We start from the raw sequence: 24,897 nt of genomic DNA, 5'->3' as shown, positions 1-24,897 counted from the left end.
GGCGCGGCCGGGTGTCGTCCCCACCAGCCGGTTTGGAGCATCATGCAGTGGACTGCATAATCATGCATTGACCCCTCGCACGATCTTCGGAGCCCACCATGCGCACCCTGCCCGCCCTCGCGGCGTCCGCCACCGCGGCCGTCCTTCTCCTCACCGGCTGCACCACGGCGTCCCAGGACGGCGGCGGCGCCGCGACGGCACCCGCCGACGAGTCCACCGCGCTGCCCGATCTCTCCGCGATCGAGGTGGACCCCGAGGTCGAGGCGATGGTGCCGGAGGGCGTGTCGGAGGACGGCACCCTGACGGTCGGCTCCAACCTGGAGTACGCACCCGTCGAGTTCGTCGACGCGGACGGGAAGACGCCGGTCGGGCTCGACATCGACATCGTCACCGCCGTCGCCGCGACGATGGGGCTCGAGGCGGACGTGCAGAACGCCGGGTTCGACTCGATCATCCCCGCGATCGGCAGCAAGTTCGAGGTCGGGTTCTCCGCCTTCTCGATCACGCCCGAGCGCCTCGACACCGTGAACATGGTCAGCTACTTCACGGCGGGCTCGCAGCTCGCGGTCGCGAAGGGCAACCCCGACGACGTGGCGCCCGACGACCTGTGCGGCGTGACCGTCGGCGTGCAGACCGGCACGATCCAGCAGGACGAGCTCGGCGACATGGACAAGGAGTGCGCCGACGCCGGCAAGGACGCGATCGACGTGCTGCCCTACGACTCGCAGTCCGACGTGACGACCAACCTCGCCGGCGGCAAGCTGCAGGCGATGTACGCCGACTCGCCGATCATCGCCTACGCGGTCGAGCAGACGGAGGGCTCCGTCGAGACCCTGGGTGACATCACCGACGCCGCCCCGTACGGCGCCGTCGTCGCGAAGGACGACACCGAGCTGGCGAAGGCCGTGCAGGCCGCGCTGCAGAAGCTCATGGACGACGGCGTGCTCGCCGAGGTCGCGGACGCCTGGGGCAGCGGCGAGGCCGTGCTGGGCACCGCCGAGCTGAACCCCGCAGGCTGACACCCGCAGGCTGACCCGGCCGTCCCGAGGAGACCCCATGAGCACGCTGCCCGAACCGATCCACGCCCGGCCGGTACGCCGGCCCGGGCGGTGGATCTCGGCCGCGATCGTCCTCGTGCTCGCCGCGATGGCGGTGAACGCGCTGGTCACCAACCCGAACTTCCGCTGGGACACCGTCTGGCTGTACCTGCGCGACGTCGTCGTGGTGCGCGGCGTCGGCTGGACGCTCGTCCTGACGTTCGGGTCGATGGCGCTGGCGATCGTGCTGGCGGTGATGCTCGCGGTGATGCGGCGCAGCGACAACCCCGTGATGCGCGGGGTGTCCTGGTTCTGGATCTGGTTCTTCCGCGGCACCCCGATCTACACCCAGCTGGTGTTCTGGGGCCTGCTGTCGGTGCTGTACCCGCGCCTGAGCCTGGGCGTCCCGTTCGGGCCGGAGTTCTTCACGTTCAGCACCCAGGACGTCATCACGGCCTTCTGGGCGGCGCTGCTCGGCCTCGCGCTCAACGAGTCGGCCTACCTCGCGGAGATCGTGCGGGCCGGTCTCTCGTCGGTCGACCCGGGCCAGACGGAGGCCGCCAAGGCGCTGGGCATGAAGGACGGCAAGATCCTGCGCCGCATCGTGCTGCCCCAGGCGATGCGCGTCATCGTGCCGCCCACCGGCAACGAGACGATCTCCATGCTCAAGACGACGTCGCTGGTGCTCGCCGTGCCGTTCACCCTCGAGCTGACGTACGCGACCAACGCCATCGGCAACCGCATCTTCCAGCCCATCCCGCTGCTCATCGTCGCGGCGCTCTGGTACCTGCTCATCACGTCGGTCCTCATGATCGGCCAGCACTACCTGGAGCGGTACTACGGCCGCGGGTTCGACGGCGGCGCCACCGGCCGCCGGGGCGGCGGCCGCGGGCCCTTCGGGCGCGGGCGCAAGCCCAGCAAGCAGGCGCTCATCGGCGCCTCGGGCACGACCAAGGACGACCCCTTCCTGGAGGTGACCCCGTGACCCCGTCGGTCAAGCCGGTCGAGCCGGTCGAGAGCACGGACCCCATGGTGACCGTCCGCGGCGTGCACAAGGTGTTCGGCCGCGGGCACGACGCCGTGCACGTGCTGCGCGGCATCGACCTCGACGTCGAGCGGGGGTCGGTGACCGTCGTCCTCGGCCCGTCCGGCTCGGGCAAGTCGACGCTGCTGCGCTGCGTCAACGAGCTGGAGGAGATCACCGCGGGCGCCATCCACGTGGACGGCGAGCTCATGGGCTACCGCGAGGACGCCAAGGGCGTGCTGCACCGCCTGCACCCCAAGGCGATCGCGACCCAGCGCTCCCGCATCGGGATGGTGTTCCAGCGCTTCCACCTGTTCCCGCACAAGACGGCGCTGGAGAACGTCATGGAGGCGCCCGTCCAGGTGCGCGGGCTGTCGAAGGCGGCCGCCCGCACCCGGGCGCTGGAGCTGCTCGACCGGGTCGGGCTGTCCGACCGGGTGGAGCACTACCCGGCGCAGCTCTCCGGCGGCCAGCAGCAGCGCGTCGCGATCGCCCGCGCGCTCGCGATGGACCCCGAGCTCATGCTGTTCGACGAGCCGACGTCCGCCCTCGACCCGGAGCTGGTCGGCGAGGTGCTGGCCGTCATGCAGGACCTGGCCCGGTCCGGGATGACGATGATCGTCGTGACGCACGAGATCGGCTTCGCCCGCGAGGTCGCCGACCACGTCGTGTTCATGGACGACGGCGCCATCGTCGAGGAGGGGCGGCCCGGCGACGTGCTGGACAACCCGTCCGAGCCGCGACTGAGGGACTTCCTCGCGCACGTCCTCTGAGGTCGGCCCGCGTCAGAGCGACGCGCAGGTGGAGCCCCAGTTCGTGTGCCCGATGACGACCTTCTTCCACACGTGGGTGGCGTAGCCCCCGGCCTGGGTGCGGGTCTTGGAGACCGTCCGGGTGGTGCCGTTGCTCCACGACGAGTCGGCCCCGGTGAGCCACGTGCTGCCCGTGGGGCAGCCGCTCGAGCCGGTGGAGACCCGGTAGATGCGCAGGAAGCCCGTCACGGTGCCGGACCCCTCGTACCGCCAGGAGGAGTAGATCCGCCCGCTGTCCTTCCACAGGCACACGACGCCGGGGCCCTCGGTGGTGTCGCACTGCGAACCGGAGGGCAGGCCGGCCGCGAGGGTGGTGGCGGACCGCGTGGCGTCGCCGTCGGCGCTGCCGACCTCGCCGGCGAGGCTCGCTGCGCCGTCGCAGCGCTCCGCCAGCTCGACGCGGTGGGTCTCGAGGTCGGCGGGCGCGCCCATCGCGAGGTTGTACTCGCGGTCGACCTCGGACGTGATCGTCACGTCCTGCAGCTCGCACCCGCGGGCCGCGGCGTCGGCCTCCCAGTCGGTGGCCTTCGCGTCGGCGCGCTCCTGCGCGGCCCACTTCTCCCAGGCCTTCGCCGGGCTGCCCGCCTCCGGCACGCCGGGCAGGTTCTCGGGGGCCGCCACGGCGGCCGTCGACCCCGCCGTCGTGGCGAGCGCGCCGCCGAGCAGGAGGGCGGCTGCGCCGAGGCACGCGGCGGCCCGGGTCGTGGTGGTCCTGCGTCGGCTCATGTCCGCTCCTCGTCTCCGGTGGGCATTGCCCGGGCTGCCCGGGCGAGGTGCGGTGCGCGCACCAGCCGACTCGTCCGGGGCAACTGACTGTCACTACGGTGTAGCACCGAGGCCCCTGCCGGCAACACCAGAGGTAGAGACGAGAGGACGAGCGTGGACGACGCCGATGCTCGCGCGCTGCTGACGCGGCTGTGGGTGGACCACCACGAGCCGGTCGCGCGGTTCGTGGCTCGGCGGGCGATGCCGGAGCTCGTCGACGACGTCGTCTCCGAGACGTTCCTGGTGGCGTGGCGAAAGGTGGAGGACGTGCCGGCAGAACCGCGGCCCTGGCTGTTCGGGGTGGCCCGCAACGTGCTGTCCACGCACCTGCGCACGCACGGCCGGTGGCGGGCGCTCGGCACCCGCCTCGAGCAGGAGCCGGAGCCCGGGCGGGAAGGCACCGCCGACGTCGCCGCCGACCGCACCGACCTGCGCCGCGCCTGGGACCTGCTGTCCGCCGCGGACCGCGAGGTCATCGCGCTCGTGGCCTGGGACGGGCTCACGGCGGTGGAGGCGGCGCGGGTGCTCGGCGTGCGGCCCACCACGTTCTCCGTCCGGCTCACCCGGGCGCGCAAGCGCCTGCTCGCGTTCTCCGGCCTGCCGCACGAGACGGCCGACGTGCTGCGCAACCTCAAGTCCTCCACCGGTTCGTCGGTGGGCGAGGAGGCACGATGAAGACGCCGATGATGGCGGAGCTCGAGGGCCTCGACCCCGCCCGCGACCTGCGCGCCCCCGGCCGGGCGGACGACCCCGCCCTGCAGGCGATCCTCGGGACCGAGCGCTCCGCCGTGAAGATCCGCCGCGCCCCGCGCCCGGCGCTGGTCGCGAGCGCGGCGGCCGCCGCCGTCGTCGCGGTCGCCGTCGGGGTCACGCTGACCTCGTCCCTCGGGTCGCCGCCCGCGTACGCGTCCTGGACGCCCGAGCCCGCGGACCTCTCCCGGGCCGCCGCGACGCAGGCCGCCGAGCCGTGCGGCACCTCCGCCCACGAGATCACCGACGGGCCCGACGGCCCGGCCGTCACCGAGGTGCCCGTACGGCCCGTGCTCACGGAGGTGCGCGGGGAGTACACGTACGTCGTGCTCGCGGGCGACGACGCCGTCACCGAGTGCTTCGTCACGACCCCCGCCGACGGGGCGCAGGACGTCGTCACCTCCGACGCGGTCGTGGCCGCCGGGCCGGCCGCCCCCGGCGCGCGCGACGTCACGACGCTCCAGGCCGGGACCGCGTCGTGGTCCGAGAGCAGCACCGGGGACGGGGCGCTCACGTCCGCGTTCGGCCGCGCCGGGGACGAGGTGGAGTCGATCGAGCTCACGACGGACGACGGTCAGGTCGTCCGGGCGTCGCTCGACGACGGCTGGTGGGCGGCGTGGGCGCCGGGGGCGTCGTCGCTGCCCCCGACGGCCGACGTGACCTTCACGGACGGGACGACGGCGCAGGTCGAGATCGACACCGGGGACTGACCGGAGGTCGGGCCGACCGGCGGACCTGACAGATGTCACCGCCGCACCGTGACCGGCTCACCGGGACCGGTGCGGCAGGACACTGTCCGTCCGCCCAGGTCATGGCCAGGATGTCAGGGACGTCCTGACAACGACCTGTGGAGTACCCGTGATCGAGAACCTGCAAGAGCTCACCGAGAGCCTGCCGCCCCTGCTCCAGTGGCTGGGGGTGATGCTGGCCGGGGCGATCCCGTTCGTCGAGTCGTACCTCGGTTCCGTGCTGGGCATCCTCGCCGGGCTCGAACCGGCCGTCGCCGTCGCGGCGGCCGTGGTCGGCAACGTGATCTCCATGCTCGTCTTCGTGCTCGTGGCCGCCCGGGTGCGGACCGCGGCGGCCAAGGGGCGGGGCAAGCCCGACTCGCCGCGGCGCGCGAAGCTGCGCGAGCGGTTCGACCGCTTCGGCGTCCCGGGCGTGAGCCTGCTCGGCCAGACGCTGCTGCCCAGCCAGATCACCTCGGCCGCCATGGTGTCCTTCGGCGCCTCGCGCAACGCGGTGATCGGCTGGCAGATCGTCTCGATCGTCCTGTGGGGCGTGCTGTTCGGCGTCCTGGCGACCCTGGGCGTCGACATGCTCGCGGTCGCGGGGTGACGCGGCGGCGCTACTCGCCGTCCTCGCAGGCGATGCCGTTGCCGTTGGCGTCGAGGCTGCCGCGGTAGGCCGGCTGGCCCTGCTGGATCGGGGCCGCGCCGGCGGCCCGGGCCGCGTTGCAGTCCCAGTAGAACCAGTCGCCGCCCTCCTCGGGCTCCGGCTGGGCCGCCTCCTCCTCCTGCTGCTGCTGCTGGTCGGCGAGCTGCTGCTCCTGGCTGGTGAGCTCGGCCTCCTTGGCGGCGGCCTCCTTCTCGCGTTCCTGCAGCGCCTTCTCGCGGTCCTCGACCTCGGTGCGCAGGTTCGTCAGGTCCTGCTGCGCCTGGGTGGCCTCCGACTTGAGCTGCTCGGCCTGCTGCAGGTCGCGTCGGGCGTCGACGAGCGCCTGCGCGGCGTCCGAGCTGCGCATCATCGACACGGTGACGCCGAGGATGCAGCCCAGCGCGAGGCACGCCACGGCCACTCCGGTGACGAGCATGCTCGACGGGCCCCGGCGCCGGACGGGTCGTGCCGACTGCTGGGCAGTCTCCGCCCGGGCAGTCTCCGCCCGGGCAGCCTCCGCCTGGGCGGTCTCGGCCTTCGCGGCGCGGCGCGCCTGCAGCTTGTCGCCCCAGGCCTGCACCGCGGTGGCGGCCGCCGACGCCGCCGCGGCGGCACGACCGGGCTCGGGCTCCTCCGCCTGGAGGGCGCGGCGCGACGGGGTCGCGGTCGCGGGGCCGGCCTGCCCGGGCTGCGGTGCGGGCGGCGACGGGGGCATCGTCGTCGTCGCGCGGGGGTCGACGGCGGGTGGCCCGGCGGGCGGCGGCGCGGGCGCGTGGCTCGCGATCGGTGCCATGACGCTGGTCCGCTCGGCCGCCGACTCCGCCGGGGCCACGGGCGGCGGCGGTGCGGAGTACCGGGGGGCGGGGGCGACCGGTGGCGGCGCGGAGCTCTCGACCCAGTACTCCCAGCCGGGGGGCGCGGGCGGCCAGGCAGGGTCGGGAACCCACCCGGCCTCGGGCCGGAAACCGGGGGGAACCTGCCACCCCGGGGGCGGGTTGAATCGCACAGCCATGACACTCCTTGGTCGTCGAGCGGCACCTACTATGGCGGAAACCGGGCGTGCAGGTCCACGTCGCGACCATGCCGGCAACGCGCCGACAGTGCTCCGCGGGCTGTCGGGGGGCCCTGGTAGAGAAGGTGGCATGTTCCTTCTCGACGACGACGGTGCCCGCGGCACGACGGCCGACGCCCCGCCCCGGCTGGTGCACTCGGCCCGTGACGTGGTGCTCGCGGCGGAGTGCGAGCACGCGCTGCTGCGCCGCGTCGACGAGGTCCTCGGACGGTCGCCCCGCACCGAGCGGGTCGCCGACGCGACGCTGGCGCGCACCCTCGCGCTGGGTGCGGCCCACGAGCGCCGCGCGCTCGAGGAGCACCGTGCCCGCTTCGGGGAAGCGCCGGCCGGCGGCGGCCCCGGCGGCGTCGTGGAGGTCATGCCGCCGGCCGCCACCACCTGGGACGAGCTGGCGGGGGCGCACGCGCGCACGCTCGGAGCCCTGGAGCGGGGCGCCGACGTCGTCGCGCAGGCGGCCTTCTTCGACGGCCGGTTCCACGGCCGCGCCGACTTCCTCGTGCGCGCGGACCGTGCCGACGGTGCGGGCGAGGGCTCCCGCCCCCGGTACGCCGTGTGGGAGGCGAAGCTCGCGCGCCGGGCCCAGGTGCCCGCGCTGCTGCAGGTGGGTGCCTACGCGGAGCAGCTCGCCGCCGCGGGCGTCGACCCGACCTCCCACGGGCACCTGCTGCTGGGCACGCAGGAGGCCACCGCGCACCTGCTCGCCGAGGTGCTGCCCGTGTTCCGTGCGCGACGGGACCGGATGCTCGACGTGGTGGCGGCGCACGTCGCCGACGACGGACCCGTGACCTGGGGGGACCCGCGGTTCGTCGCGTGCGGGCGGCTCGGTGTGTGCCCGGACTGCGCCCAGGCTGCCGAGCGGCACCGTGACGTGCTGCTGGTCGGCGGGGTCTACCCGCGCCAGCGCGCGGCCCTGGCCGCCGGGGGCGTCACCACGATCGACGGGCTGGCCGCGGCCGAGCAGGCGCCCGCCGGGATGTCCGAGGGAGCGTTCGAGAAGGTGCGGTCCCAGGCGGCGCTGCAGCTCGGTACCGACCCGGGGGACGGGCGCGTCCGGTACGAGGTCGAGGGCCCCGACGGGCCGCAGGCGGCCGAGCTGCGCTGGGCCATGCCCGACCCCGCCGCCGTCGACCGGCTGCCCCCGCCCAGCCCCGGCGACGTGTTCTTCGACTTCGAGGGCGACCCACTGTGGACGGACCCGCAGGGCCGTGGGCCGGGGGCCGGGTACGGGCTGGACTACCTCTTCGGCTGGGTGACCCGCCCCGGGGTGGACGACGACGCGGCCGACGAGGGCGCCCCGCCGTTCCACGGGCTGTGGGCCGACACCCCGGCGCAGGAGCGCGACGCGCTGGTCGCCTTCGTCGACTGGCTGCGCGACCGGCGCCGACGGTGGCCGGACCTGCACGTCTACCACTACGCCGACTACGAGCGGTCGCACCTGCTGTCCATCGCGGCCCGGCACGGGACGTACGAGGACGAGGTCGACGACCTGCTGCGCGAGGGCGTGCTCGTGGACCTGTGGAAGGTGGTGCGCCCGTCGCTGCGCATCTCCCACCGGTCGCGGTCGATCAAGAAGCTCGAGCCGCTGTACATGTCCCACGAACCGGGTCGTGAGGGCGTGACCGACGCCGCGGCGTCGATCGTCGAGTACGCCGAGTACACCGGCCTCCTGGCGGCGGGGCGGCACGACGAGGCCGCGCGCCGCAAGCAGCAGATCCTCGAGTACAACCGGTACGACTGCGTCTCCACGCTGCGCCTGCTCGACTGGCTGCGCGACGCCCGCGCCCAGGTGAACGGGGTACGGGCCCACTCCGGTCAGCCGGCGCCGGCCGAGCCCGGCCCGGCGGCGGGCGAGGCACCGGTCGAGGCATCGGGCGAGGCATCGGTCGAGGCATCGGTCGAGGCGGCCGCCGAGCCGACGAGGCGCGCCCTCGACGTCCGGCGCCGGCTGGCGCTCGAGGACGACGTGCGGGCCACGGTCGAGGCCGAGCGGGCCGAGCGGGCCGCGCTCGACGGCGCCGCGGCGACCGGGCGTGCGGCCCAGGTGCAGGGTCTGGCGCTGCTGGGGGCGTCCGTCGGCTACTACCGGCGCGAGGCCAAGCCGTTCTGGCACGAGCACTTCGCCCGGCTGGACTCGCCGCCCGACGAGTGGCCCGGGCGGCGGACCTCGATGGTCGTGCAGGAGGCCGAGGTCCTCAGGGGCTGGGAGGTCGAGGCGGGACGGTCGACGTCGTCACGGCTGCTGGTGCTGCGGGGGCGGGCGGTCGAGGGCTCGGAGCTCGTGCCCGGCGCCCCGGTCTGGCTGCTGTACGACGAGCCGGTGCCGGCGGGGGTCGGCGAGCTCACCCCGGGGGCGGTGCGCGCCGCGCACCGCCGGGCGAGCATCGTCGAGCCCGACCCGGCCGCTGGTCCGGCCGCTGGTCCGGCCGCTGGTCCGGCCGCAGACGGCCGCGCAGCCGGACAGGTGCTGGTCGTGCGGGAGCAGCTGCGCCGGTCCGACCATCCGTACGACGCGCTGCCGACGGGGGTCGCCCTGGACGGGCTGGTGCAGACGGGGCCGCAGGAGCAGGCCGTGGAGGACGCGGCGGCCGCGGCGCTGGCGACCTGGCGCGCCGCCGGGCGGCTGCCCGACGGCCCGGCGGCCGACCTGCTGGCGCGACGCTCCCCGCGTCTCGCCGGGGGCGATGCGCTGCCGGAGGCCCGGCCCGGTCCCGACGGCGAGGCGGAGCTCGTGCCGGCGGTGCTCGAGGCGGTGCGCCGGCTGGACCGGTCGTTCCTCGCGGTGCAGGGGCCGCCCGGCACGGGCAAGACCTCCCTCGGCTCGCACGTCGTCGCCCGGCTGGTCGAGGAGGGATGGCGCGTCGGCGTCGTCGCGCAGTCCCACGCGGTGGTGGAGAACCTGCTCGCGGCCGCCGTCCGGGCCGGGGTGCCGCCCGAGCGGGTGGCCAAGAAACGACGGGACCGTCCGGGTGCGCCGGCCGCGGCGTGGGCGGAGGTCACCCCCGAGGCGCTCGCCACGCACGCGGCGGCGGCCCGGGACGCGAGGCGCGGGTGCCTCGTGGGCGGCACCGCCTGGGACTTCGCGCACGCCCGCTGGGAGCCCGAGGGCCTCGACCTGCTCGTCGTGGACGAGGCCGGGCAGTTCTCGCTCGCCAACACGGTCGCCGTGGCGCGCGCCGCCGCCCGCCTGCTGCTGCTCGGCGACCCGCAGCAGCTCGGGCAGGTGAGCCGGGGCAGCCACCCCGAGCCCGCGGTGGCCGGGTCGGCGCTGTCGTGGCTGACGGGGGAGCACGACGTGCTCCCCGAGCGGTTCGGCTACTTCCTGCCCGCGTCGTACCGCATGCACCCGGCGCTGTGCGACCAGGTCTCCCGGCTCGCCTACGAGGGCAGGCTGCACGCCCACCCGCGCGCCGCCGCCCGGCACCTGGACGGCGTGGAGCCCGGCGTCCGGCACGTGCTGGTCGACCACGAGGGCGACGACGTGTCCTCCGTCGCCGAGGCCCAGGAGGTGGTGCGGCAGGTCCGCGACGTCCTGGGGCGCACCTGGCACCCGGGCGACGGGAGCGCGCGCCCCCTGGACGCCGGCGACGTGCTCGTCGTCGCGGCCTACAACGCGCAGGTCGCGACGGTGCGACGCGCGCTCGACGCCGCCGGCCTGGCCGGGGTCGCGGTCGGCACCGTGGACATGTTCCAGGGGCGGGAGGCGGTGGTCGTGGTGCTGACGATGGCAGCGTCGTCCCCCGACCGGATCCCCCGGGGCACGGGCTTCCTGCTCAGCAGGCACCGCATCAACGTCGCCGTCTCGCGCGGTCGGTGGTGCGCCGTCGTCGTCCGGTCGCCGCAGCTGACGAACTATCTGCCGGGCACCGTGCACGGTGTCGAGCGGCTCGGCGCGTTCCTGGCGCTCGGCACGTAGCGGGCCGTCAGAAGCCGCCGACGTCGCCGAACCCTCCACCGTCGCCGAACCCGCCGTCGCCGAAGAAGCCGCCGCCGTCCTGGCCCGCGGCCTCGGCCCCCGGGTCTGCCCCGGCACCCGCGTCCCCGCCCGAGTCGGCCCCCGCGTCGGCCCCCGCGTCGGACCCGCCCGCGCCAGGGTCGGCGGCGAAGTCCTGCGAGGGGTCGCCGAACGTCGGGCCGAACAGCGCGCCCGCCACGGCGGTGCCGATCACCACGCCGGCGACCGTGCCCAGCATGCTCGCCCCCACCATGGAGCCGAAGCCCGTGCCGCGAGCCGCGCCGGGCCCGTCGGTGCCGCGGAACGTCTGCTCGAGCGTGCCGGGCTGGCGCATCTCCGCGCGGGTGGCCATCCGGGCGAGGGACTGCGGGTCGTCCGACGACGCCCGCTCCGCGGGCGGCGCCCCCGCGCTCAGCTCGTCGAGGACGCGCCGTCGCTGCTCGGGTGTCAGCCGCGCGAAAGCCTCGGCGTGCGCCTGCTCGACGGCGTCCGGCGGCGCGGTCCGCAGGAGGTAGCGGTACCGCTCGACGGCGACCTCGTCGGGGTCGCGGTCGGCGGCGGCGCCGCTCGCGCCGTAGCCGGGGGCGGCCGGGGCGCCGGCCGGCTCCTGGCCCGAGCCGGGGGAGTAGCCGTGCTTGCCCGGCGCCTCACCGACGTCCGGCGACGTGGCTCCGGGCTGCCCGGGCACTCCGTGGAACGTCCGTGTGTCGCGCGTCCTGCCGAGAAGTCGGTCGAGGAATCCCATACCTCGTCCAACGACCGCGTCCTGGCGCGCGTTCCCGGCGGGACGACGACGGCCCGCACCCCGCCGACTGGCGGGATGCGGGCCGTGTGCTCACGCGGGCCGAGTCACTCGGCCGTGCGGAGGGTCAGAGCGGGCGAACGTTCTCCGCCTGCGGGCCCTTGGGGCCCTGCGTCACGTCGAACTCGACGCGCTGCTCCTCGTCCAGCGAGCGGTAGCCCTGGGACTGGATCGCGGAGAAGTGGACGAACACGTCAGCCGAGCCGTCCTCGGGGGCGATGAAGCCGTAGCCCTTCTCGCTGTTGAACCACTTCACGGTTCCGGTAGCCATGAGAACTCCTTCAAGAGGTGTCGACGACCTCGACCGTCGAGATCGCGCATCACGGTGAATCGTCGTCAACTCTTGAAACCAAGGTCCGCCCGACGTTCACGTCAATCCTGAACGACGTGGCCGTGGAGCGCAGGACGAAAGGACGTCCTGGATCGAGCGAGGCACTGCAACGGCCCCAACGGTACGCGAGCGCGCGATCGTGCACCAGTGGTCTTCGCCGACACGTCCACACCGTGGACGCGTCGGTGTGACCGACCCGACCCCGGCGGGCCGCTGGGATAGAAAGGTGCCATGAGCAGCGTCACCACCCCGTCCCTGACCCTCAACAACGGCGTCGACATCCCGCAGGTGGGCCTCGGCGTCTTCCAGGTGCCCGACGGCGGCACGCAGGAGAACGTCGAGCAGGCCCTCGAGCTCGGCTACCGGCACGTGGACACGGCTGCCGCGTACTACAACGAGGCGGGCGTCGGCGCCGCGCTGCGCGCCTCGGGGCTGTCGCGCGACGAGGTCTTCGTGACCACCAAGCTCCGCAACGGCGACCAGGGCTACGAGCAGACCCTGCGCGCCTTCGACGACTCGCGGCGGGAGCTGGGCGTCGACGTCGTCGACCTGTACCTGATCCACTGGCCGGTGCCGAGCCGTGACCTGTACGTCGAGACCTGGCGGGCGTTCGAGAAGCTGCTCGCCGACGGCGCGGTGCGGGCGATCGGTGTCTCCAACTTCCTGTCCGACCACCTGGAACGCCTCGTCGCGGAGACCGACGTCGTGCCCGCGGTGAACCAGATGGAGGTGCACCCCACCTTCCAGCAGGTCGACGTGCAGCAGACGTGCCGCGCGCTGGGGATCGCGGTCGAGGCGTACTCGCCCCTGGGGCGCGGCGGCGACCTCGACGCGCCTGCCGTCGTGGCCGCGGCGACCGAGCTCGGCGTCACGCCGGCGCAGGTCGTGCTGCGGTGGGCCGTGCAGCAGAACCGGATCGTCATCCCGAAGTCGATGTCGGTCGAGCGTCAGGCGACCAACATGGACCTCTTCTCGTTCGAGCTCTCCGAGGAGCAGATGGCGCAGATCGACGCGCTCGAGTCAGGTGTGGACGGGCGCACCGGGGCGGACCCGGCGACCGCTGCCTTCACGCAGTTCCGCGACTGACCGGCCCGCACCGGGAGGGACTGCGCGCCGTGGTGTGACGGAGGTAACAGGTTCGTCACGATCCCGGGAGTGTGACCCACGCGACACGTGGCGGACATACATTCCCACTACGTTCAGCGCCACTAAAGGCGGCGTTGAGCCGCGCAGTCCCACCTGGTGAAGGGGAACAGCATGATTCGACGCAGCACGGCCGCCCGGGGCCTCGCCCTGGCAGCGGTCCTGAGCCTGGGCCTCACGGCCTGTGCCTCCTCCGAGGGCGGGGGCGGCGACGACGGCGAGGGCGAGACGACCGCAGAACCCCTGACGATCGGCACGATCCTCCCGGTGACGGGCACCCTCGCCTTCCTCGGCCCCCCCGAGATCGCCGGTGTCGGCCTCGCCATCGACGACATCAACTCCGCCGGAGGCGTCCTCGGCGAGGACGTGAAGGTGGAGTGGGGCGACTCCGGTGACAGCACCGACCTGTCGGTGGCGAACAGCACCGCCACCGACCTCATCAACAAGGGCGCGACGGCCGTGATCGGTGCGGCCTCGTCGGCCGTGTCCCTCGGCGTGGTCGACACGTTCGCCGAGGCCGGCGTCATGCAGATCTCGCCGGCCAACACTGCGACCGACCTGTCCGGCTACGGCGAGTTCTTCGCCCGCACGGCACCGCCGGACACGGTGCAGGGCGCCGCGCACGGCTCGCTCATCCTCGACGACGGGCACTGCAAGGTCGGCTTCCTCGTGCAGAACGAGGCCTACGGCACCGGCCTGCGTGACAACGTGCAGAAGGCGGTCGAGGCCGGCGGCTGCGAGGTCGTCTACGGCGGAACCGGTCAGGGGCACGAGTTCGCCCCCGGCGAGACCAACTTCGGTGCCCAGGTGACCGACCTGCTGGCGCAGAAGCCGGACGCCATCTCGGTCATCGCGTTCGAGGAGACGGTCGCGATCGTCAACGAGCTCGTGTCGCAGGGGTGGGACTTCGACGGGACCACGTACTTCTGCGACGGGAACCTGTCCAACTACGGCGACCAGTTCGACCCGGGCACGCTTGCCGGGGTCAAGGGCACGCTGCCCGGCGCCCAGGCGGACGACTCCTTCCGTGAGGAGCTCAAGGCCTGGTACACCGAGAACGAGGACGGCGAGCTCAACGACTTCTCGTACTCGGCCGAGTCGTACGACGCGGCCGTCCTCGCCGCGCTGGCCGCGGTGAAGGGCGGCGCCACGGACGGCGAGACCATCTCGGCGAACATCAAGGCCGTGTCCGGTGCGGACGGCGGCACGGAGGTGACCACGTTCGAGGAGGGCGTGACCGCCCTCGAGGCCGGCGACGACATCAACTACGTCGGCAAGTCCGGCATCGGGCCGCTCAACGACAAGAACGACCCGACGTCCGCGTTCATCGGCATCTACGCCTACGGCAAGGACAACACGTACAGCTACGAGCGGCAGATCGAGGGCAAGATCGAGTGACCCCCGGTCAGGCCGGTCGCTGACCGGTCGCCGACACCACGACGGCCCGGGTGCTCCCCACGAGCACCCGGGCCGTCGTGACGCGGGCCGCCTCCGCGCGGCGAGCACGCGGCGCGGGGCCCACGGCGGTGGTGTTGACTGGCGAGATGTTCACGCCGGCGGAGGACGAGAACCGCCGGCTCCTGCGCGCCCGCGACGCCATCGACCGTGAGTACTCGGCGCCGCTGGACGTCCCGTCGCTCGCCGCGGTCGCGTACATGTCGCCGGCCCACTTCGCCCGCCGGTTCCGCGCGGTGTTCGGCGAGACGCCGTACCGCTACCTGCAGCGCCGCCGGATCGAGCGTGCCTGCGCGCTGCTGCGGGACACGTCGGAGCCCGTCACGGACGTCGCACGGACGGTGGGCTACGACAGCCTCGGCACCTTCAGCCGCACCTTCACGGCCGTCGTCGGGCGCAGCCCGACCCGGTACCGGCAGGACGCGCGCCCGGTGCCCGCGCCGGTCTGCTTCACCAAGGCCTGGACGCGACCGAGCAGTTTCGGAGAAGCGTCGCCGGCGGCCCGTCCCTAGCGTTGTCGGCATGTTCACCGGAATCGCCATCCACAGCGTCTACGTCCTCGACCAGGAGGAGGCGCTCGCCTTCTACGTCGACACCCTCGGCCTGGAGGTGACCTCCGACGTCGACATGGGGTTCATGCGCTGGCTCACCGTGGCCGTGCCGGGGCAGCCGGAGCGCCGCATCCTGCTCGAGGTGCCCGGCCCGCCGTCGATGAGCGAGGAGACCGCCGCGCAGGTGCGGTCGCTCGTGACCCGCGGCGCGCTCGGCACCGCCGCCATCCTCACCACCGACGACTGCCGTGCCACCTACGCCGCGCTGGCCGCCAAGGGGGTGGAGTTCACCGAGAAGCCGACCGAGCAGCCCTACGGCATCGACTGCGCGCTGCGGGACCCGTTCGGCAACCACCTGCGGATCACGCAGGAGGTCCCCGTGCGGGACATCACCGACGACGACCTGCGGCGCTGGGGCGGCGCCTGACCAGCTGCGTGGCTCGACGACAGCGGCGGGCGTCCCTCGGAGGGACGCCCGCCGCCGGTCGGGTGCCTACGGGTTCTCCTCCGCGAGGGTGCCGAGGTAGAGCGAGATCACCTTCGGGTCGGCCTGGAGCTCGCGCCCGGTGCCGGTGTACGCGTCCTTGCCCTGGTCGAGAACGTAGCCTCGGTCGCAGATCTGCAGGCACCGGCGGGCGTTCTGCTCGACCATGACCACCGAGACGCCGGCCTTGTTGATCATGCGGGTGCGCAGGAAGGTCTCGTCCTGGCGGACGGGGGACAGGCCGGCGGACGGCTCGTCGAGCAGCAGCACGGACGGGTTCATCATGAGAGCCCGCGCCATGGCGACCATCTGCCGCTCGCCGCCGGACATGGCGCCCGCCCGCTGCGACCGCCGCTCGTGCAGCACGGGGAACAGCTCCCCGATGAACCCCCAGCGCTCGTCGAACACGCGGGGGCGCAGGTACACGCCCATGCGCATGTTCTCCTCGACCGTGAGCGAGGGGAACACGTTGTTGTTCTGGGGCACGAAGCCGACGCCGCGGGCCACGAGGGCGTTCGCCTTCATGCCCGTGATGTCGTCGCCGCCGAGGGTGACGGTCCCGGAGTGGATCTTCACCAGCCCGAACAACGCCTTGAGCAGCGTGGACTTGCCGGCGCCGTTCGGGCCGATGATGCCGACCAGCTCGCCCTTGGCGACCTCGATCGAGCAGCCGTCGAGGATGTTGACCCCCGGCAGGTAGCCCGCCACGAGGTTGTCGGCCCGCAGCAGCAGCTCCCGGTCCTTGGGGGCGCCGGCGGCGGCCTCCCCGGGCAGGATCGCGGTGTCGCTCATCGCTTCTCCTCCTCGGCCTCGAGCCGGGCCAGGATCTCGGGATCGAGCAGGGAGTCGTCCCCGAGGTCGGTGTCGTGGTGGGCTCCCAGGTAGGCGTCGACGACGGCCTGGTCCCGCATCACCGACGCGGGCGGCCCCTCGGCGACGATCCGGCCCTCGGCCATGACCACCACCCAGTCGGAGATGTGCCGCACGGCGTGCATGTCGTGCTCGACGAAGAGGACGGTCATCCCCTCGTCGCGCAGCGCCTGGACGTGACCCAGCAGCGACTGCACGAGCACGGGGTTCACGCCCGCCATGGGCTCGTCGAGCATGATCATCGTCGGGTCGGTCATCAGCGCGCGGGCCATCTCGAGCAGCTTGCGCTGCCCGCCCGACAGGGACCCGGCGTAGTCGGGCGCCTTGTCGGCGAGCTTGAACCGCGCGAGGATCTCCATCGCCTTCTCGGTGGCGGCCATCTCGTGGGCCCGCCAGGTGAACGGCAGCCAGGAGAGCCAGAACCGCTCGCCGGGGTTGTCGGGCGCGGCCAGCAGCATGTTCTGCAGCACCGTGAGCCGTGACAGGGCCTTGGTGAGCTGGAAGGTGCGCACCATCCCCGCCTTGGCGACGCGCGCGCCGCTCTTGCCCTGCAACGAGCGGCCCTCGAAGCTCCAGGTGCCGCTCTGCGGGGTGTCGAAGCCGGTGAGCAGGTTGAAGAACGTCGTCTTGCCGGCGCCGTTGGGGCCGATGAGCGCCGTGATGGCGCCCCGCTGCACCTCGAGGTGGTCGACGTCGCACGCCGTCATGCCGCCGAAGCGGCGCACGACGTCGTCCGCGACGAGGATGGCGTCCGGCTTGGAGACGCCGACGACGGGCTCGATCTCGGCGAGCTCCCCGCGGGCCTCGACCGCGGTCGCGGAGCTCGGTTCCTGGGCGGCTGCCGCCGCGGCGTCGACGACGGAGGCGGGTGCCCGCCCGGCCTCGTCGCCGGGCCCCGTGCCGGGTGCGGCGTGGGTGGTCTCGTCAGCGGACATTGAACGCCAGCTCCTTCTTGTTGCCCAGGATGCCCTGTGGCCTGAAGATCACGAGCAGCATGAGCGTGGCTCCTACCAGCATGCCGCCGATCTGCTCCACGTTGGTGGTGCTGATGATGTTCCCGACCCCGGTGTTCTCCGACAGGGCGCGCATCCCGGTGCGCATGAGCATGTACGCGCCGAAGAAGATCATCGACCCGAGCACGGGCCCGAACACGGTGGCGGCCCCGCCCAGGAGCAGCACCGTCCACGCGAAGAACGTCATCGTGCGGCCCATGGCGTCGGGGGCGATGGTCAGTGGTAGCACGTAGAGCACACCGCCGAGCGAGCCCAGCATCCCGCCGAGCACCAGCGACTGGAGCTTGTAGGAGTACACGTTCTTGCCGAGCGCGCGCACGGCGTCCTCGTCCTCACGGATGCCCTTGAGGACGCGGCCCCACGGGCTGCGGGTGATGAGCCAGACGAACAGCAGCACGACGGCGACCACGCCCCACGCGAAGAGGCGCGTCCACCAGGAGTCGGAGCCGGTGTTGATGTACTCGAGCGGGCCGATCGTGGTGCGCCCGTCGGGCAGCGGCGACAGGTCCTGGAAGGTGCCCTTGTAGTTGCGCCCCTGCAGGCCCGACGCACCGCCCGTCCACTCCTGGAGCCACGTGGACCTGCCGATCCATCTGATGATCTCCGCGGCGGAGATGGTGACGATCGCGAGGTAGTCGCCTCTGAGCTGCAGCGTCGGGATGCCGAGGACGACGGCGAAGATCAGGCCCGCCCCGAGGGCGATCAGCAGGGCGAGGAAGAACGGCGCTCCGGCGATCGTCGAGATGCCGAAGCCGTAGGCCCCGAGCAGCATGAAGCCTGCCTGGCCCATGTTGAGCAGCCCGGTGTACCCGAAGTGCAGGTTCAGGCCGATCGCCGCGATGGCGAACGCGGCCGTGGTGGGTGCGATGGCCTCGGCCAGCGACTGGGTGAGGATTCTGATGAGCTCGTCCATGGTGGGTCTCCCTTCAGCCGATCCGCTCGCGGCGGCCGAGGATGCCCTGCGGCCTGATCAGGAGCACGAGGATGAGGATCACGAGGGCCGACGCGTAGCGCAGGTCGCTCTGGATCACGAGGTTGGAGAGCTCGACGACGAGCCCGATGAGGATCGACCCGACGAGCGCGCCGAACGCGGTGCCGAGACCGCCGAGCGTGACCGCGGCGAACATCAGCAGCAGGAGCTGCACGCCGAGCTGCCAGTTGAACGACCCGAACGAGATGCCCCACATGAGGCCGGCCAGGGCGGCGAAGCCGGTGGCCATGATCCACACGATGCGGACGATCTTGTCGGGGTCGATGCCGGTGGTCGCGGCGAGCGCCGGGTTGTCGGAGACGGCGCGGGTGGCGCGCCCGAGGCGGGTGCGCGTGAGGAACCAGGCGATCCCCACGAGACAGACCAGCGCGACGACCATCGAGAGCCACGACGCGGTGCTCAGCGTGATCCCGGCGATGTTCAGCGGCCGCGGGTTGTTCGACAGGATGCGCTCGGACCCGCCGCCGATGAGCAGCTGGATGACGTACTGCAGCGCGATCGAGAGGCCGATCGACACGATCATCAGCTGCATCACCGGGGTGCCCTTGCGCCGCAGCGGCCGCCAGACGCCGGCGTCCTGCGCCAGCCCGGTGAGCGCGCAGACGGCGATGGTCAGGATGGCGCCGAGCCACACCGGCATCCCCATCTGGTTGATGGTGATGAAGCCGAACGCGGCGCCGAGGGCGAACTGCTCGCCGTGCGCGAAGTTCGACAGCCCGGTGGTGCCGAAGATGAGGTTGAGCCCGATCGAGGCGAGCGCGAGCAGCAGGCCGAAGCGGATGCCGGAGCCGAACTGCTGCCACACCTGGGCCCACGTGAGCGCGCCCTGCGAGGCGTCGCCCTCCGGCGCAGCCCCGACGCCCTCGCCGTCCGACTCCGCCGGGGCTTCCCCGCCGTCGTCGGCGGGGGCGGAGGTGGTCTCCTCCTGCGTGGGGGCCGGTGCGGCGGCGTCGGCGCCGACGCGGAACGCGGCCCGGGCCGTGGCGCCGGTCTGCGCGGTGACCTCGATCTCGGTGGCCGCTCCCTCCGGGAGCGGCTGATCGGCCGGCAGCGTCGCCGGGTCGATCGCCACGGTGTACTGGCCGACCACGGGGACGGCGACCGACTGCATGTCGGCGGTGGTGGTGAAGGTGGCGCTGAAGTCCTCCGGGCCGGTGATGGTGACCGCCACGTCGGGGATGCGGTCGTTCTCCTCGGTGAGGACGAACGCGGCGACGCAGGCCGACTCCTCGGGCGAGCAGTCGGTGGGGACGTCGGCCGTGCCGGTCGTCGTTCCTGCAGGTGTGGCGGCTCCTGCGGCGGTGCTGGTCGATACGGGTGTCGCCGTCCCGGGCGCCGCGGTAGCGGGCGCAGCGGTGAGGGCGAGCGGGGCGAGCGCGATCGCGAGTGCCGCAGCGGTGCGGCGCAGCACGCTCGCGAGGTGGGGTCGGTCCGATGTCATCCGGCCGGTCCTCCTCGGTGTCGAGGGCGTGGTCCCCGAGGCAGCTCGGGGCGTGCCCGTTCACCCCCGGCGGTGCAGCGACACTAAAGGCCCCATGTATCGCCGAGGTTTCACGAGCGTGCCGGAAGTGTAGCGACGAAAATGTGACCCAGCCGACACTCTGAGGTCACAGTCCTGCATCACCGGAACGGTCACCCGGCGGGCGCCGGTGGCGGCGTCGGCCCGTGGGTCCCGGCACGTACGCTGGCCGCGTGCACGACGTCGAGAGCAGCCCTGAGCAGACCGTCCCCGAGACCCCGGTCGCCGGGCCGCAGGAGGCCCCCGCGGCCGAGCGGCGCCCGACCACGCGCACCCACCACGGGGACGCGTTCGTCGACGACTACGAGTGGCTGCGCGCCAAGGACGACCCCGAGGTGCTGGCGCACCTGGAGGCCGAGAACGCGTGGACGCAGGCGCAGCTCGCGCCGCTCGCCGGCCTGCGCAGCGACCTCTTCACGGAGATCAAGGAGCGCACCCAGGAGACCGATCTGTCGGTGCCGACGCGCCTGGGCGACGCCTGGTACTACGCCCGGACCGTCGAGGGCCGGCAGTACCCCATCCACGCCCGGGTGCCGGCCGCCGGAGCGGGCGGCGCCGACGCCTGGACCCCGCCGGACCTGCAGCCGGACGAGGGCGGCCGGGACGGCCACGGCGGCCACGACGGCGGGCCCGACGGCGAGCAGGTGCTGCTGGACCAGAACGTCGAGGCCGAGGGGCACGACTTCTTCTCGCTCGGGTCGTTCGACGTCTCCGCCGACGGCGCGCGGCTCGCGTACGCCGTCGACACCACCGGCGACGAGCGGTACACGCTGCGCGTGCGCGACCTGACCACCGGCGCCGACCTGCCCGACGTCGTCACCGACACGTTCCCGGGCGCGACGATCACCCCGGACGGCGCGTACGTCTTCTACCCGACCGTGGACGACGCGTGGCGCCCGTACCGCATCTGGCGGCACGAGGTCGGCACCCCCGCGTCCGAGGACGTCCTCGTCCTGGAGGAGCCCGACGAGCGGTTCTGGGTGGGCGTCGGCCTGACCCGGTCGCAGCGCTACCTGGTGCTCGAGCTGGGCTCGAAGACGACGAGCGAGGCCCGCGTGCTCGAGGCCGACGACCCCACCGGCACACCGCGCGTCGTGTGGGAGCGCCGCGACGGCATGGAGTACACGGTCGAGCACGTCGTGCTCGCGGCCGGGCGGGACGCCCTGCTGGTGCTGCACAACGACGGCGCCGAGAACTTCGAGCTGGCGGTGACCGACGTGCCCGGCGCCGACGGCCCGCAGGACCCCGCCGCCGCGCGCGCCGTCGTGCCGCACGACCCGGCGACGCGGCTCGACGGCGTCGACGCCTTCGCCGAGCACGTGGTGCTGTCGTTCCGCCGCGAGGCGCTGCCGCGCGTGGGCGTGGTCGCGCTGCGCGGGCTGGAGGCGGGCTCGCCGTGGCCGGTCGAGGAGATCGCCGTGGACGAGCCGCTGTTCTCCGTCGCCCTCGACGCGAACCCGGACTGGTCGCAGCCGCTGCTGCGGGTGCAGCACACGTCGTTCGTCACGCCGGCCACGGTGCTCGACGTCGACCTCGCGACCGGCGAGCGGCACGTGCGCAAGCGCCAGCCCGTGCTCGGCGGGTACGACCCGGACGAGTACACCCAGCGGCGCGAGTGGGCGACGGCGCCCGACGGCACGCAGGTGCCGATCAGCCTGGTGTGGCGGCGGGACGCGGTCACCCTGGACGGCGCGGGGCTGCGCGCCGAGCCGGCCCCCCTGCTGCTGTACGGGTACGGCGCGTACGAGATGAGCATCGACCCGTACTTCTCCGTACCGCGCCTCAGCATGCTCGACCGCGGCGTCGTGTTCGCCGTCGCGCACGTGCGCGGCGGCGGGGAGATGGGCCGCCGCTGGTACGACGACGGCAAGCTCGCGGCCAAGCCGCACACGTTCACCGACTTCGTGGCGTGCGCGCGCCACCTCGTCGAGGCGGGGTGGACGACGCCGGAGCGGATGGTCGCGGACGGCGCCAGCGCGGGCGGCCTGCTGGTCGGGGCGGTCACCAACCTCGCCCCGGAGCTGTTCGCGGGCGTGCTCGCCGGGGTGCCGTTCGTCGACGCCCTGACCTCGATGCTCGACCCGTCGCTGCCGCTGACCGTCGTGGAGTGGGACGAGTGGGGCGACCCGCTGCACGACCCGGCCACCTACGCGCTCATGCGGTCGTACAGCCCCTACGAGAACGTGCCGGACGACGCCGCGCACTACCCGCGGATCCTCGCGACCACGTCGCTGCACGACACCCGCGTGCTGTACGTGGAGCCGGCGAAGTGGGTGGCGCGGCTGCGCGCGTCGGGCGCCCCGGCGCTGCTGAAGATCGAGATGTCCGCCGGGCACGGCGGGGTCTCCGGCCGGTACGCCCGCTGGGAGGAGATCGCGTTCGAGAACGCGTGGGTGCTCGACGTGCTCGGGGCGCGCTGACCCGACACGCGGAGCGAAGGTGAACAGAAGATGAACAGTCCCGGAACAGTTCACCGAACAGCCCCCTGATGGTCGATCGGGCCCGGACCGGCCCCCCACGATGGATGTCGTGACCGAGACGCTCCTGCTGGCGCTCGTCGTCGTGACCGCACTGGCCTTCGACTTCACGAACGGCTTCCACGACACGGGAAACGCCATGGCGACCTCCATCGCCACCCGCGCACTCAAGCCCAAGACAGCCGTCCTGCTGTCGGCCGTCCTCAACCTCGTCGGCGCCTTCCTGTCGCTGGCCGTCGCCGCGACGATCGCCAAGGGCATCGTCGACGCCGGTGTCGTCACCCTGCCGGTGGTGCTCGCCGGCCTGGTCGGCGGCATCGTCTGGAACCTCATCACCTGGTTGTTCGGCATCCCGTCGAGCTCGTCGCACGCCCTCGTGGGCGGCATGGTCGGCGCGGTGCTGGCCGCCGTCGGCACGTCGGGCGTGCTGTGGACGGGCGTGGTGTCGAAGGTCCTCGTGCCGGCGCTGGTCGCGCCGCTCGTGGCGATCGCCGTCGCCGGCGCGGGCACCTGGCTGGTCGCCCGCCTGACCCGCGGCGTGCCGCAGGAGGTCAGCAACCGCGGCTTCCGCTGGGGCCAGATCGGCTCCGCCTCGCTCGTCTCCCTGGCGCACGGCACCAACGACGCGCAGAAGTCGATGGGCATCATCCTGCTCGCGCTCATCGCGGGCGGCGCCGTGCCGGCCGACTCGGGCGTCCCGTTCTGGGTGATCCTGTCCTGCGCCCTCGCGATGGCGGCCGGCACCTACCTGGGCGGCTGGCGCGTCATCCGCACCCTCGGCAAGGGGCTCGTCGAGATCGACACCCGCCAGGGCATGGCGGCCGAGACTTCGTCCGCTGCGGTCATCCTGCTGTCCAGCCACTTCGGCTTCTCCCTGTCGACGACGCACGTCGCGACGGGCTCGGTGCTCGGCTCCGGCGTCGGCATGCCGGGGGCGAAGGTGCGCTGGGGCGTCGCGAGCCGCATGTTCGTGGCCTGGCTGATCACCCTCCCGGCCGCCGGCCTGGTCGGCGCGCTGTGCCACTGGATGGAGTCCGCGATCGGCGGCGCCGCCGGCACGATCGCCGTGTTCGTGGTGCTGATCGCCTCCTCGGCCGCGATCTGGCTGGCGTCGCGCCGCAAGCCGGTCGACCACACCAACGTCAACGAGGCCTGGGACGAGGAGAAGGGCGCGACGGTCGAGGCCGTCGCCGCCACCACCGGCGAGGCCGGCGGCGAGCGTGTCGCCCCCGTGCCGGCCGCCGCCACCGCGTCCTCCGTGGGCGCGGCCATCGAGTCGGTCGGGACCGTCAGCGTCCCGGCGCAGGGGAGCGTGCAGTCATGAGCGACTTCATCGAGTGGGGCGCCCTGGGCCAGGTCCTCGTGGCCGGCCTGATCGTGGGTGCCGGGATCCCGGCGCTGTTCGCCCTCGGCCTGCGCCTGCTGGCCGGCACGACGACCGAGCAGGCGCCGGCGGCCCCGGGCGCGCCGGCCGCGGGCGAGCGGCCGGCGTCGGCCGGTGCGGTCTCCATCGGCCGGCCCACCCCGGCGCGGCTCGCCGGCGCGATCGTGTGCCTGGGCGTCGTCGTGGGGGCCGTCGCCTTCGGGCTGGTCTTCCTGGTCTCCGGCGGGCACTGACCCCGCGCCGGCTCAGCGCCGCGCCGCGGTCAGCGCGAGGGTGGCGCCCTGCTGCACGAAGCTCCCGCCGGCGGCGTCGATCGCGGCGCCGAGGCCGTCGAGGACGGCGTCCAGCTGGGCGGCCGGGAGGCGAGTCATCAGGCCGGTCGTGGGTACGAGGTCGAGCCACTGGTCACGGGTGTACGTGCGCTCCCAGGTGTACCGGTGCTCGCGAGGATCGGCGAACGCCGCGCTGCGGCGCACCCCCTCGGCCGCCCGGGTGATCATCCGGCCGTAGCCCTCGCGGGCCGACCCCGAGCCGGCGGCCGCCATCGGAGAGCCGGGAAGCACCTCCCGGTACACGTCGGCGAACGCCTCGGCGAGGTCGGGCGGAGGGTCGCCGGCGTTCCAGAACACCGTCAGTCCGCCGCCCGGCCGCAGCGCCTCCGCGGCGCGCAGCGCGCCCGCGTCCGGGTCGACCCAGTGCCAGGTCTGGCCGGCGGTGACGGCGTCGAACGTGCGGCCGGCGGCGTCCCAGTCCTCGAACCGCGCGATCTCGACGACGGTCCCGTCCCGGCGCGCGACGTCGGCCATGCGGTCGTCGACGTCGACCCCGAGCACGGTGCAGCCCGCGTCGCGCAGCTGTCGCGCGACGATGCCGGTGCCGACGCCGACGTCGAGCACGCGCGGCGCCCCGTCGGGGTCGACGTCCCGCGCGCCGTCGGCGATCCTGCGGATCAGGGCGTCCGGGTAGCGCGGGCGGGCACGGTCGTAACGACCGGCGTCGCTCCCGAAGGACGACGCGGCGCTCCGGGCCTCGGCGGGGTCGGTGGCCATGGCCTCAGCCAAGACCTCGCGGGTGCCGCGGTCAACGGT

At 73.5% G+C, this 24,897-nt stretch carries 23 protein-coding genes and 1 pseudogene; 15 read left to right on the top strand and 9 right to left on the bottom strand.

Annotated features, from left to right (window positions below):
• Positions 1–98: 98 nt before the first annotated feature.
• Genes IEW03_RS12965 through IEW03_RS12955 form a run of 3 tightly spaced genes read left to right on the top strand, consistent with a single transcriptional unit; the run spans position 99 to position 2,834 of the window.
• The gene (locus IEW03_RS12965; protein ID WP_188524106.1) at positions 99–1,019 is read left to right on the top strand and encodes an ABC transporter substrate-binding protein; all 921 of its coding nucleotides are present in this window, start codon (positions 99–101) and stop codon (positions 1,017–1,019) included.
• A gap of 37 nt (positions 1,020–1,056) precedes the next feature.
• Positions 1,057–2,022, top strand: coding sequence for an amino acid ABC transporter permease (locus IEW03_RS12960; protein ID WP_188524105.1), 966 nt, complete (start codon positions 1,057–1,059; stop codon positions 2,020–2,022).
• Between the two features lie 44 nt (positions 2,023–2,066).
• Complete coding sequence (locus tag IEW03_RS12955) at positions 2,067–2,834, top strand: amino acid ABC transporter ATP-binding protein (protein ID WP_188524193.1); 768 nt, start codon at positions 2,067–2,069, stop codon at positions 2,832–2,834.
• Between the two features lie 12 nt (positions 2,835–2,846).
• Here IEW03_RS12955 and IEW03_RS12950 read toward each other — a convergent pair whose 3' ends face one another.
• Positions 2,847–3,599 carry a hypothetical protein gene (locus IEW03_RS12950; protein WP_188524104.1) on the bottom strand — a complete coding sequence of 251 codons (753 nt, stop codon included), beginning with the start codon at positions 3,597–3,599 and terminating at the stop codon, positions 2,847–2,849.
• Positions 3,600–3,752: 153 nt separating this feature from the next.
• Between IEW03_RS12950 and IEW03_RS12945 the strand changes: the two genes are divergently transcribed.
• The 3 genes from IEW03_RS12945 to IEW03_RS12935 all read left to right on the top strand — a co-directional run bounded on the left by IEW03_RS12945 (position 3,753) and on the right by IEW03_RS12935 (position 5,726).
• Entirely contained in the window at positions 3,753–4,313 is a 561-nt protein-coding gene (locus tag IEW03_RS12945) for an RNA polymerase sigma factor (RefSeq protein WP_188524103.1), read from the top strand.
• A complete protein-coding gene (locus tag IEW03_RS12940) occupies positions 4,310–5,098 on the top strand; it encodes a hypothetical protein (protein ID WP_188524102.1) in 789 nt (262 codons plus the stop codon). The genes IEW03_RS12945 and IEW03_RS12940 overlap by 4 nt, the downstream gene beginning before the upstream one ends.
• Positions 5,099–5,246: 148 nt before the next feature.
• On the top strand, positions 5,247–5,726 hold the full coding sequence (locus IEW03_RS12935; protein ID WP_188524101.1) for a hypothetical protein: 480 nt from the start codon (positions 5,247–5,249) through the stop codon (positions 5,724–5,726).
• A gap of 10 nt (positions 5,727–5,736) precedes the next feature.
• Here IEW03_RS12935 and IEW03_RS12930 read toward each other — a convergent pair whose 3' ends face one another.
• On the bottom strand, positions 5,737–6,777 hold the full coding sequence (locus tag IEW03_RS12930) for an excalibur calcium-binding domain-containing protein (protein WP_188524100.1): 1,041 nt from the start codon (positions 6,775–6,777) through the stop codon (positions 5,737–5,739).
• Between the two features lie 130 nt (positions 6,778–6,907).
• Between IEW03_RS12930 and IEW03_RS12925 the strand changes: the two genes are divergently transcribed.
• Positions 6,908–10,750 carry a TM0106 family RecB-like putative nuclease gene (locus IEW03_RS12925; protein ID WP_188524099.1) on the top strand — a complete coding sequence of 1,281 codons (3,843 nt, stop codon included), beginning with the start codon at positions 6,908–6,910 and terminating at the stop codon, positions 10,748–10,750.
• A gap of 7 nt (positions 10,751–10,757) precedes the next feature.
• Here IEW03_RS12925 and IEW03_RS12920 read toward each other — a convergent pair whose 3' ends face one another.
• Entirely contained in the window at positions 10,758–11,477 is a 720-nt protein-coding gene (locus IEW03_RS12920; protein ID WP_229737977.1) for a hypothetical protein, read from the bottom strand.
• Positions 11,478–11,658: 181 nt separating this feature from the next.
• Positions 11,659–11,862, bottom strand: coding sequence for a transcription antiterminator/RNA stability regulator CspE (cspE, locus tag IEW03_RS12915; protein WP_079576569.1), 204 nt, complete (start codon positions 11,860–11,862; stop codon positions 11,659–11,661).
• A 291-nt stretch (positions 11,863–12,153) separates the two neighbouring features.
• On the opposite strand from cspE, the gene IEW03_RS12910 reads away from it, so the two are divergent.
• From IEW03_RS12910 to IEW03_RS12895, 4 genes are all read left to right on the top strand, one after another.
• The gene (locus IEW03_RS12910) at positions 12,154–13,008 is read left to right on the top strand and encodes an aldo/keto reductase (protein ID WP_188524097.1); all 855 of its coding nucleotides are present in this window, start codon (positions 12,154–12,156) and stop codon (positions 13,006–13,008) included.
• A gap of 171 nt (positions 13,009–13,179) precedes the next feature.
• Positions 13,180–14,463 (top strand): ABC transporter substrate-binding protein, encoded by a 1,284-nt coding sequence (locus IEW03_RS12905; protein ID WP_188524096.1) that lies wholly within the window; start codon positions 13,180–13,182, stop codon positions 14,461–14,463.
• A gap of 146 nt (positions 14,464–14,609) precedes the next feature.
• Positions 14,610–15,032, top strand: coding sequence for a helix-turn-helix domain-containing protein (locus IEW03_RS12900; protein WP_188524095.1), 423 nt, complete (start codon positions 14,610–14,612; stop codon positions 15,030–15,032).
• 10 nt (positions 15,033–15,042) lie between these two features.
• Positions 15,043–15,498 carry a VOC family protein gene (locus IEW03_RS12895; protein ID WP_188524094.1) on the top strand — a complete coding sequence of 152 codons (456 nt, stop codon included), beginning with the start codon at positions 15,043–15,045 and terminating at the stop codon, positions 15,496–15,498.
• Positions 15,499–15,564: 66 nt separating this feature from the next.
• Here the strand turns inward: IEW03_RS12895 and IEW03_RS12890 are convergent, their stop codons facing one another.
• The 4 genes from IEW03_RS12890 to IEW03_RS12875 are packed head-to-tail and all read right to left on the bottom strand — an operon-like array spanning position 15,565 to position 19,870.
• Positions 15,565–16,347 (bottom strand): ABC transporter ATP-binding protein, encoded by a 783-nt coding sequence (locus tag IEW03_RS12890; protein ID WP_188524093.1) that lies wholly within the window; start codon positions 16,345–16,347, stop codon positions 15,565–15,567.
• The gene (locus tag IEW03_RS12885) at positions 16,344–17,360 is read right to left on the bottom strand and encodes an ABC transporter ATP-binding protein (protein ID WP_188524092.1); all 1,017 of its coding nucleotides are present in this window, start codon (positions 17,358–17,360) and stop codon (positions 16,344–16,346) included. Before IEW03_RS12885 ends, IEW03_RS12890 begins: the two co-directional genes overlap by 4 nt.
• Positions 17,350–18,351: a branched-chain amino acid ABC transporter permease gene (locus IEW03_RS12880; protein ID WP_188524091.1), complete on the bottom strand. Its 1,002-nt coding sequence runs from the start codon at positions 18,349–18,351 to the stop codon at positions 17,350–17,352. Before IEW03_RS12880 ends, IEW03_RS12885 begins: the two co-directional genes overlap by 11 nt.
• A gap of 13 nt (positions 18,352–18,364) precedes the next feature.
• Complete coding sequence (locus tag IEW03_RS12875; protein ID WP_188524090.1) at positions 18,365–19,870, bottom strand: ABC transporter permease subunit; 1,506 nt, start codon at positions 19,868–19,870, stop codon at positions 18,365–18,367.
• Positions 19,871–20,094: 224 nt separating this feature from the next.
• Between IEW03_RS12875 and IEW03_RS20665 the strand changes: the two are divergent.
• From IEW03_RS20665 to IEW03_RS12860, 4 genes and pseudogenes are all read left to right on the top strand, one after another.
• Positions 20,095–21,501, top strand: a pseudogene (locus IEW03_RS20665) (S9 family peptidase); the annotation flags it as partial.
• Positions 21,502–21,696: 195 nt separating this feature from the next.
• Positions 21,697–22,368 (top strand): prolyl oligopeptidase family serine peptidase, encoded by a 672-nt coding sequence (locus tag IEW03_RS20660; RefSeq protein WP_371870628.1) that lies wholly within the window; start codon positions 21,697–21,699, stop codon positions 22,366–22,368.
• 100 nt (positions 22,369–22,468) lie between these two features.
• Entirely contained in the window at positions 22,469–23,749 is a 1,281-nt protein-coding gene (locus IEW03_RS12865) for an inorganic phosphate transporter (protein ID WP_188524088.1), read from the top strand.
• A complete protein-coding gene (locus IEW03_RS12860; RefSeq protein WP_188524087.1) occupies positions 23,746–24,042 on the top strand; it encodes a hypothetical protein in 297 nt (98 codons plus the stop codon). Before IEW03_RS12865 ends, IEW03_RS12860 begins: the two co-directional genes overlap by 4 nt.
• 12 nt (positions 24,043–24,054) lie before the next feature.
• On the opposite strand, the gene IEW03_RS12855 is transcribed toward IEW03_RS12860, so the two are convergent.
• Complete coding sequence (locus IEW03_RS12855; protein ID WP_188524086.1) at positions 24,055–24,858, bottom strand: class I SAM-dependent methyltransferase; 804 nt, start codon at positions 24,856–24,858, stop codon at positions 24,055–24,057.
• Positions 24,859–24,897 lie beyond the last annotated feature (39 nt).

The organism is Isoptericola cucumis (genome assembly GCF_014635665.1).
GTDB classification, from domain to species: domain Bacteria; phylum Actinomycetota; class Actinomycetes; order Actinomycetales; family Cellulomonadaceae; genus Isoptericola; species Isoptericola cucumis.
The sequence above is the reverse complement of the archived record's forward strand: the minus strand, read 5'-3'. Positions and strand labels throughout refer to the sequence as shown.

What these genes read in the sequence shown, in the direction of transcription:
- IEW03_RS12965 (WP_188524106.1), top strand. Translation starts at nt 99, where the DNA reads ATGCGCACCCTGCCCGCCCTCGCGGCGTCCGCCACCGCGGCCGTCCTT.
- IEW03_RS12960 (WP_188524105.1), top strand. Translation starts at nt 1,057, where the DNA reads ATGAGCACGCTGCCCGAACCGATCCACGCCCGGCCGGTACGCCGGCCC.
- IEW03_RS12955 (WP_188524193.1), top strand. Translation starts at nt 2,067, where the DNA reads ATGGTGACCGTCCGCGGCGTGCACAAGGTGTTCGGCCGCGGGCACGAC.
- IEW03_RS12950 (WP_188524104.1), bottom strand. Translation starts at nt 3,599, where the DNA reads ATGAGCCGACGCAGGACCACCACGACCCGGGCCGCCGCGTGCCTCGGC.
- IEW03_RS12940 (WP_188524102.1), top strand. Translation starts at nt 4,310, where the DNA reads ATGAAGACGCCGATGATGGCGGAGCTCGAGGGCCTCGACCCCGCCCGC.
- IEW03_RS12930 (WP_188524100.1), bottom strand. Translation starts at nt 6,777, where the DNA reads ATGGCTGTGCGATTCAACCCGCCCCCGGGGTGGCAGGTTCCCCCCGGT.
- IEW03_RS12925 (WP_188524099.1), top strand. Translation starts at nt 6,908, where the DNA reads ATGTTCCTTCTCGACGACGACGGTGCCCGCGGCACGACGGCCGACGCC.
- cspE (WP_079576569.1), bottom strand. Translation starts at nt 11,862, where the DNA reads ATGGCTACCGGAACCGTGAAGTGGTTCAACAGCGAGAAGGGCTACGGC.
- IEW03_RS12910 (WP_188524097.1), top strand. Translation starts at nt 12,154, where the DNA reads ATGAGCAGCGTCACCACCCCGTCCCTGACCCTCAACAACGGCGTCGAC.
- IEW03_RS12905 (WP_188524096.1), top strand. Translation starts at nt 13,180, where the DNA reads ATGATTCGACGCAGCACGGCCGCCCGGGGCCTCGCCCTGGCAGCGGTC.
- IEW03_RS12900 (WP_188524095.1), top strand. Translation starts at nt 14,610, where the DNA reads ATGTTCACGCCGGCGGAGGACGAGAACCGCCGGCTCCTGCGCGCCCGC.
- IEW03_RS12895 (WP_188524094.1), top strand. Translation starts at nt 15,043, where the DNA reads ATGTTCACCGGAATCGCCATCCACAGCGTCTACGTCCTCGACCAGGAG.
- IEW03_RS12890 (WP_188524093.1), bottom strand. Translation starts at nt 16,347, where the DNA reads ATGAGCGACACCGCGATCCTGCCCGGGGAGGCCGCCGCCGGCGCCCCC.
- IEW03_RS12885 (WP_188524092.1), bottom strand. Translation starts at nt 17,360, where the DNA reads ATGTCCGCTGACGAGACCACCCACGCCGCACCCGGCACGGGGCCCGGC.
- IEW03_RS12880 (WP_188524091.1), bottom strand. Translation starts at nt 18,351, where the DNA reads ATGGACGAGCTCATCAGAATCCTCACCCAGTCGCTGGCCGAGGCCATC.
- IEW03_RS12875 (WP_188524090.1), bottom strand. Translation starts at nt 19,870, where the DNA reads ATGACATCGGACCGACCCCACCTCGCGAGCGTGCTGCGCCGCACCGCT.
- IEW03_RS20660 (WP_371870628.1), top strand. Translation starts at nt 21,697, where the DNA reads ATGAGCATCGACCCGTACTTCTCCGTACCGCGCCTCAGCATGCTCGAC.
- IEW03_RS12865 (WP_188524088.1), top strand. Translation starts at nt 22,469, where the DNA reads ATGGATGTCGTGACCGAGACGCTCCTGCTGGCGCTCGTCGTCGTGACC.
- IEW03_RS12860 (WP_188524087.1), top strand. Translation starts at nt 23,746, where the DNA reads ATGAGCGACTTCATCGAGTGGGGCGCCCTGGGCCAGGTCCTCGTGGCC.
- IEW03_RS12855 (WP_188524086.1), bottom strand. Translation starts at nt 24,858, where the DNA reads ATGGCCACCGACCCCGCCGAGGCCCGGAGCGCCGCGTCGTCCTTCGGG.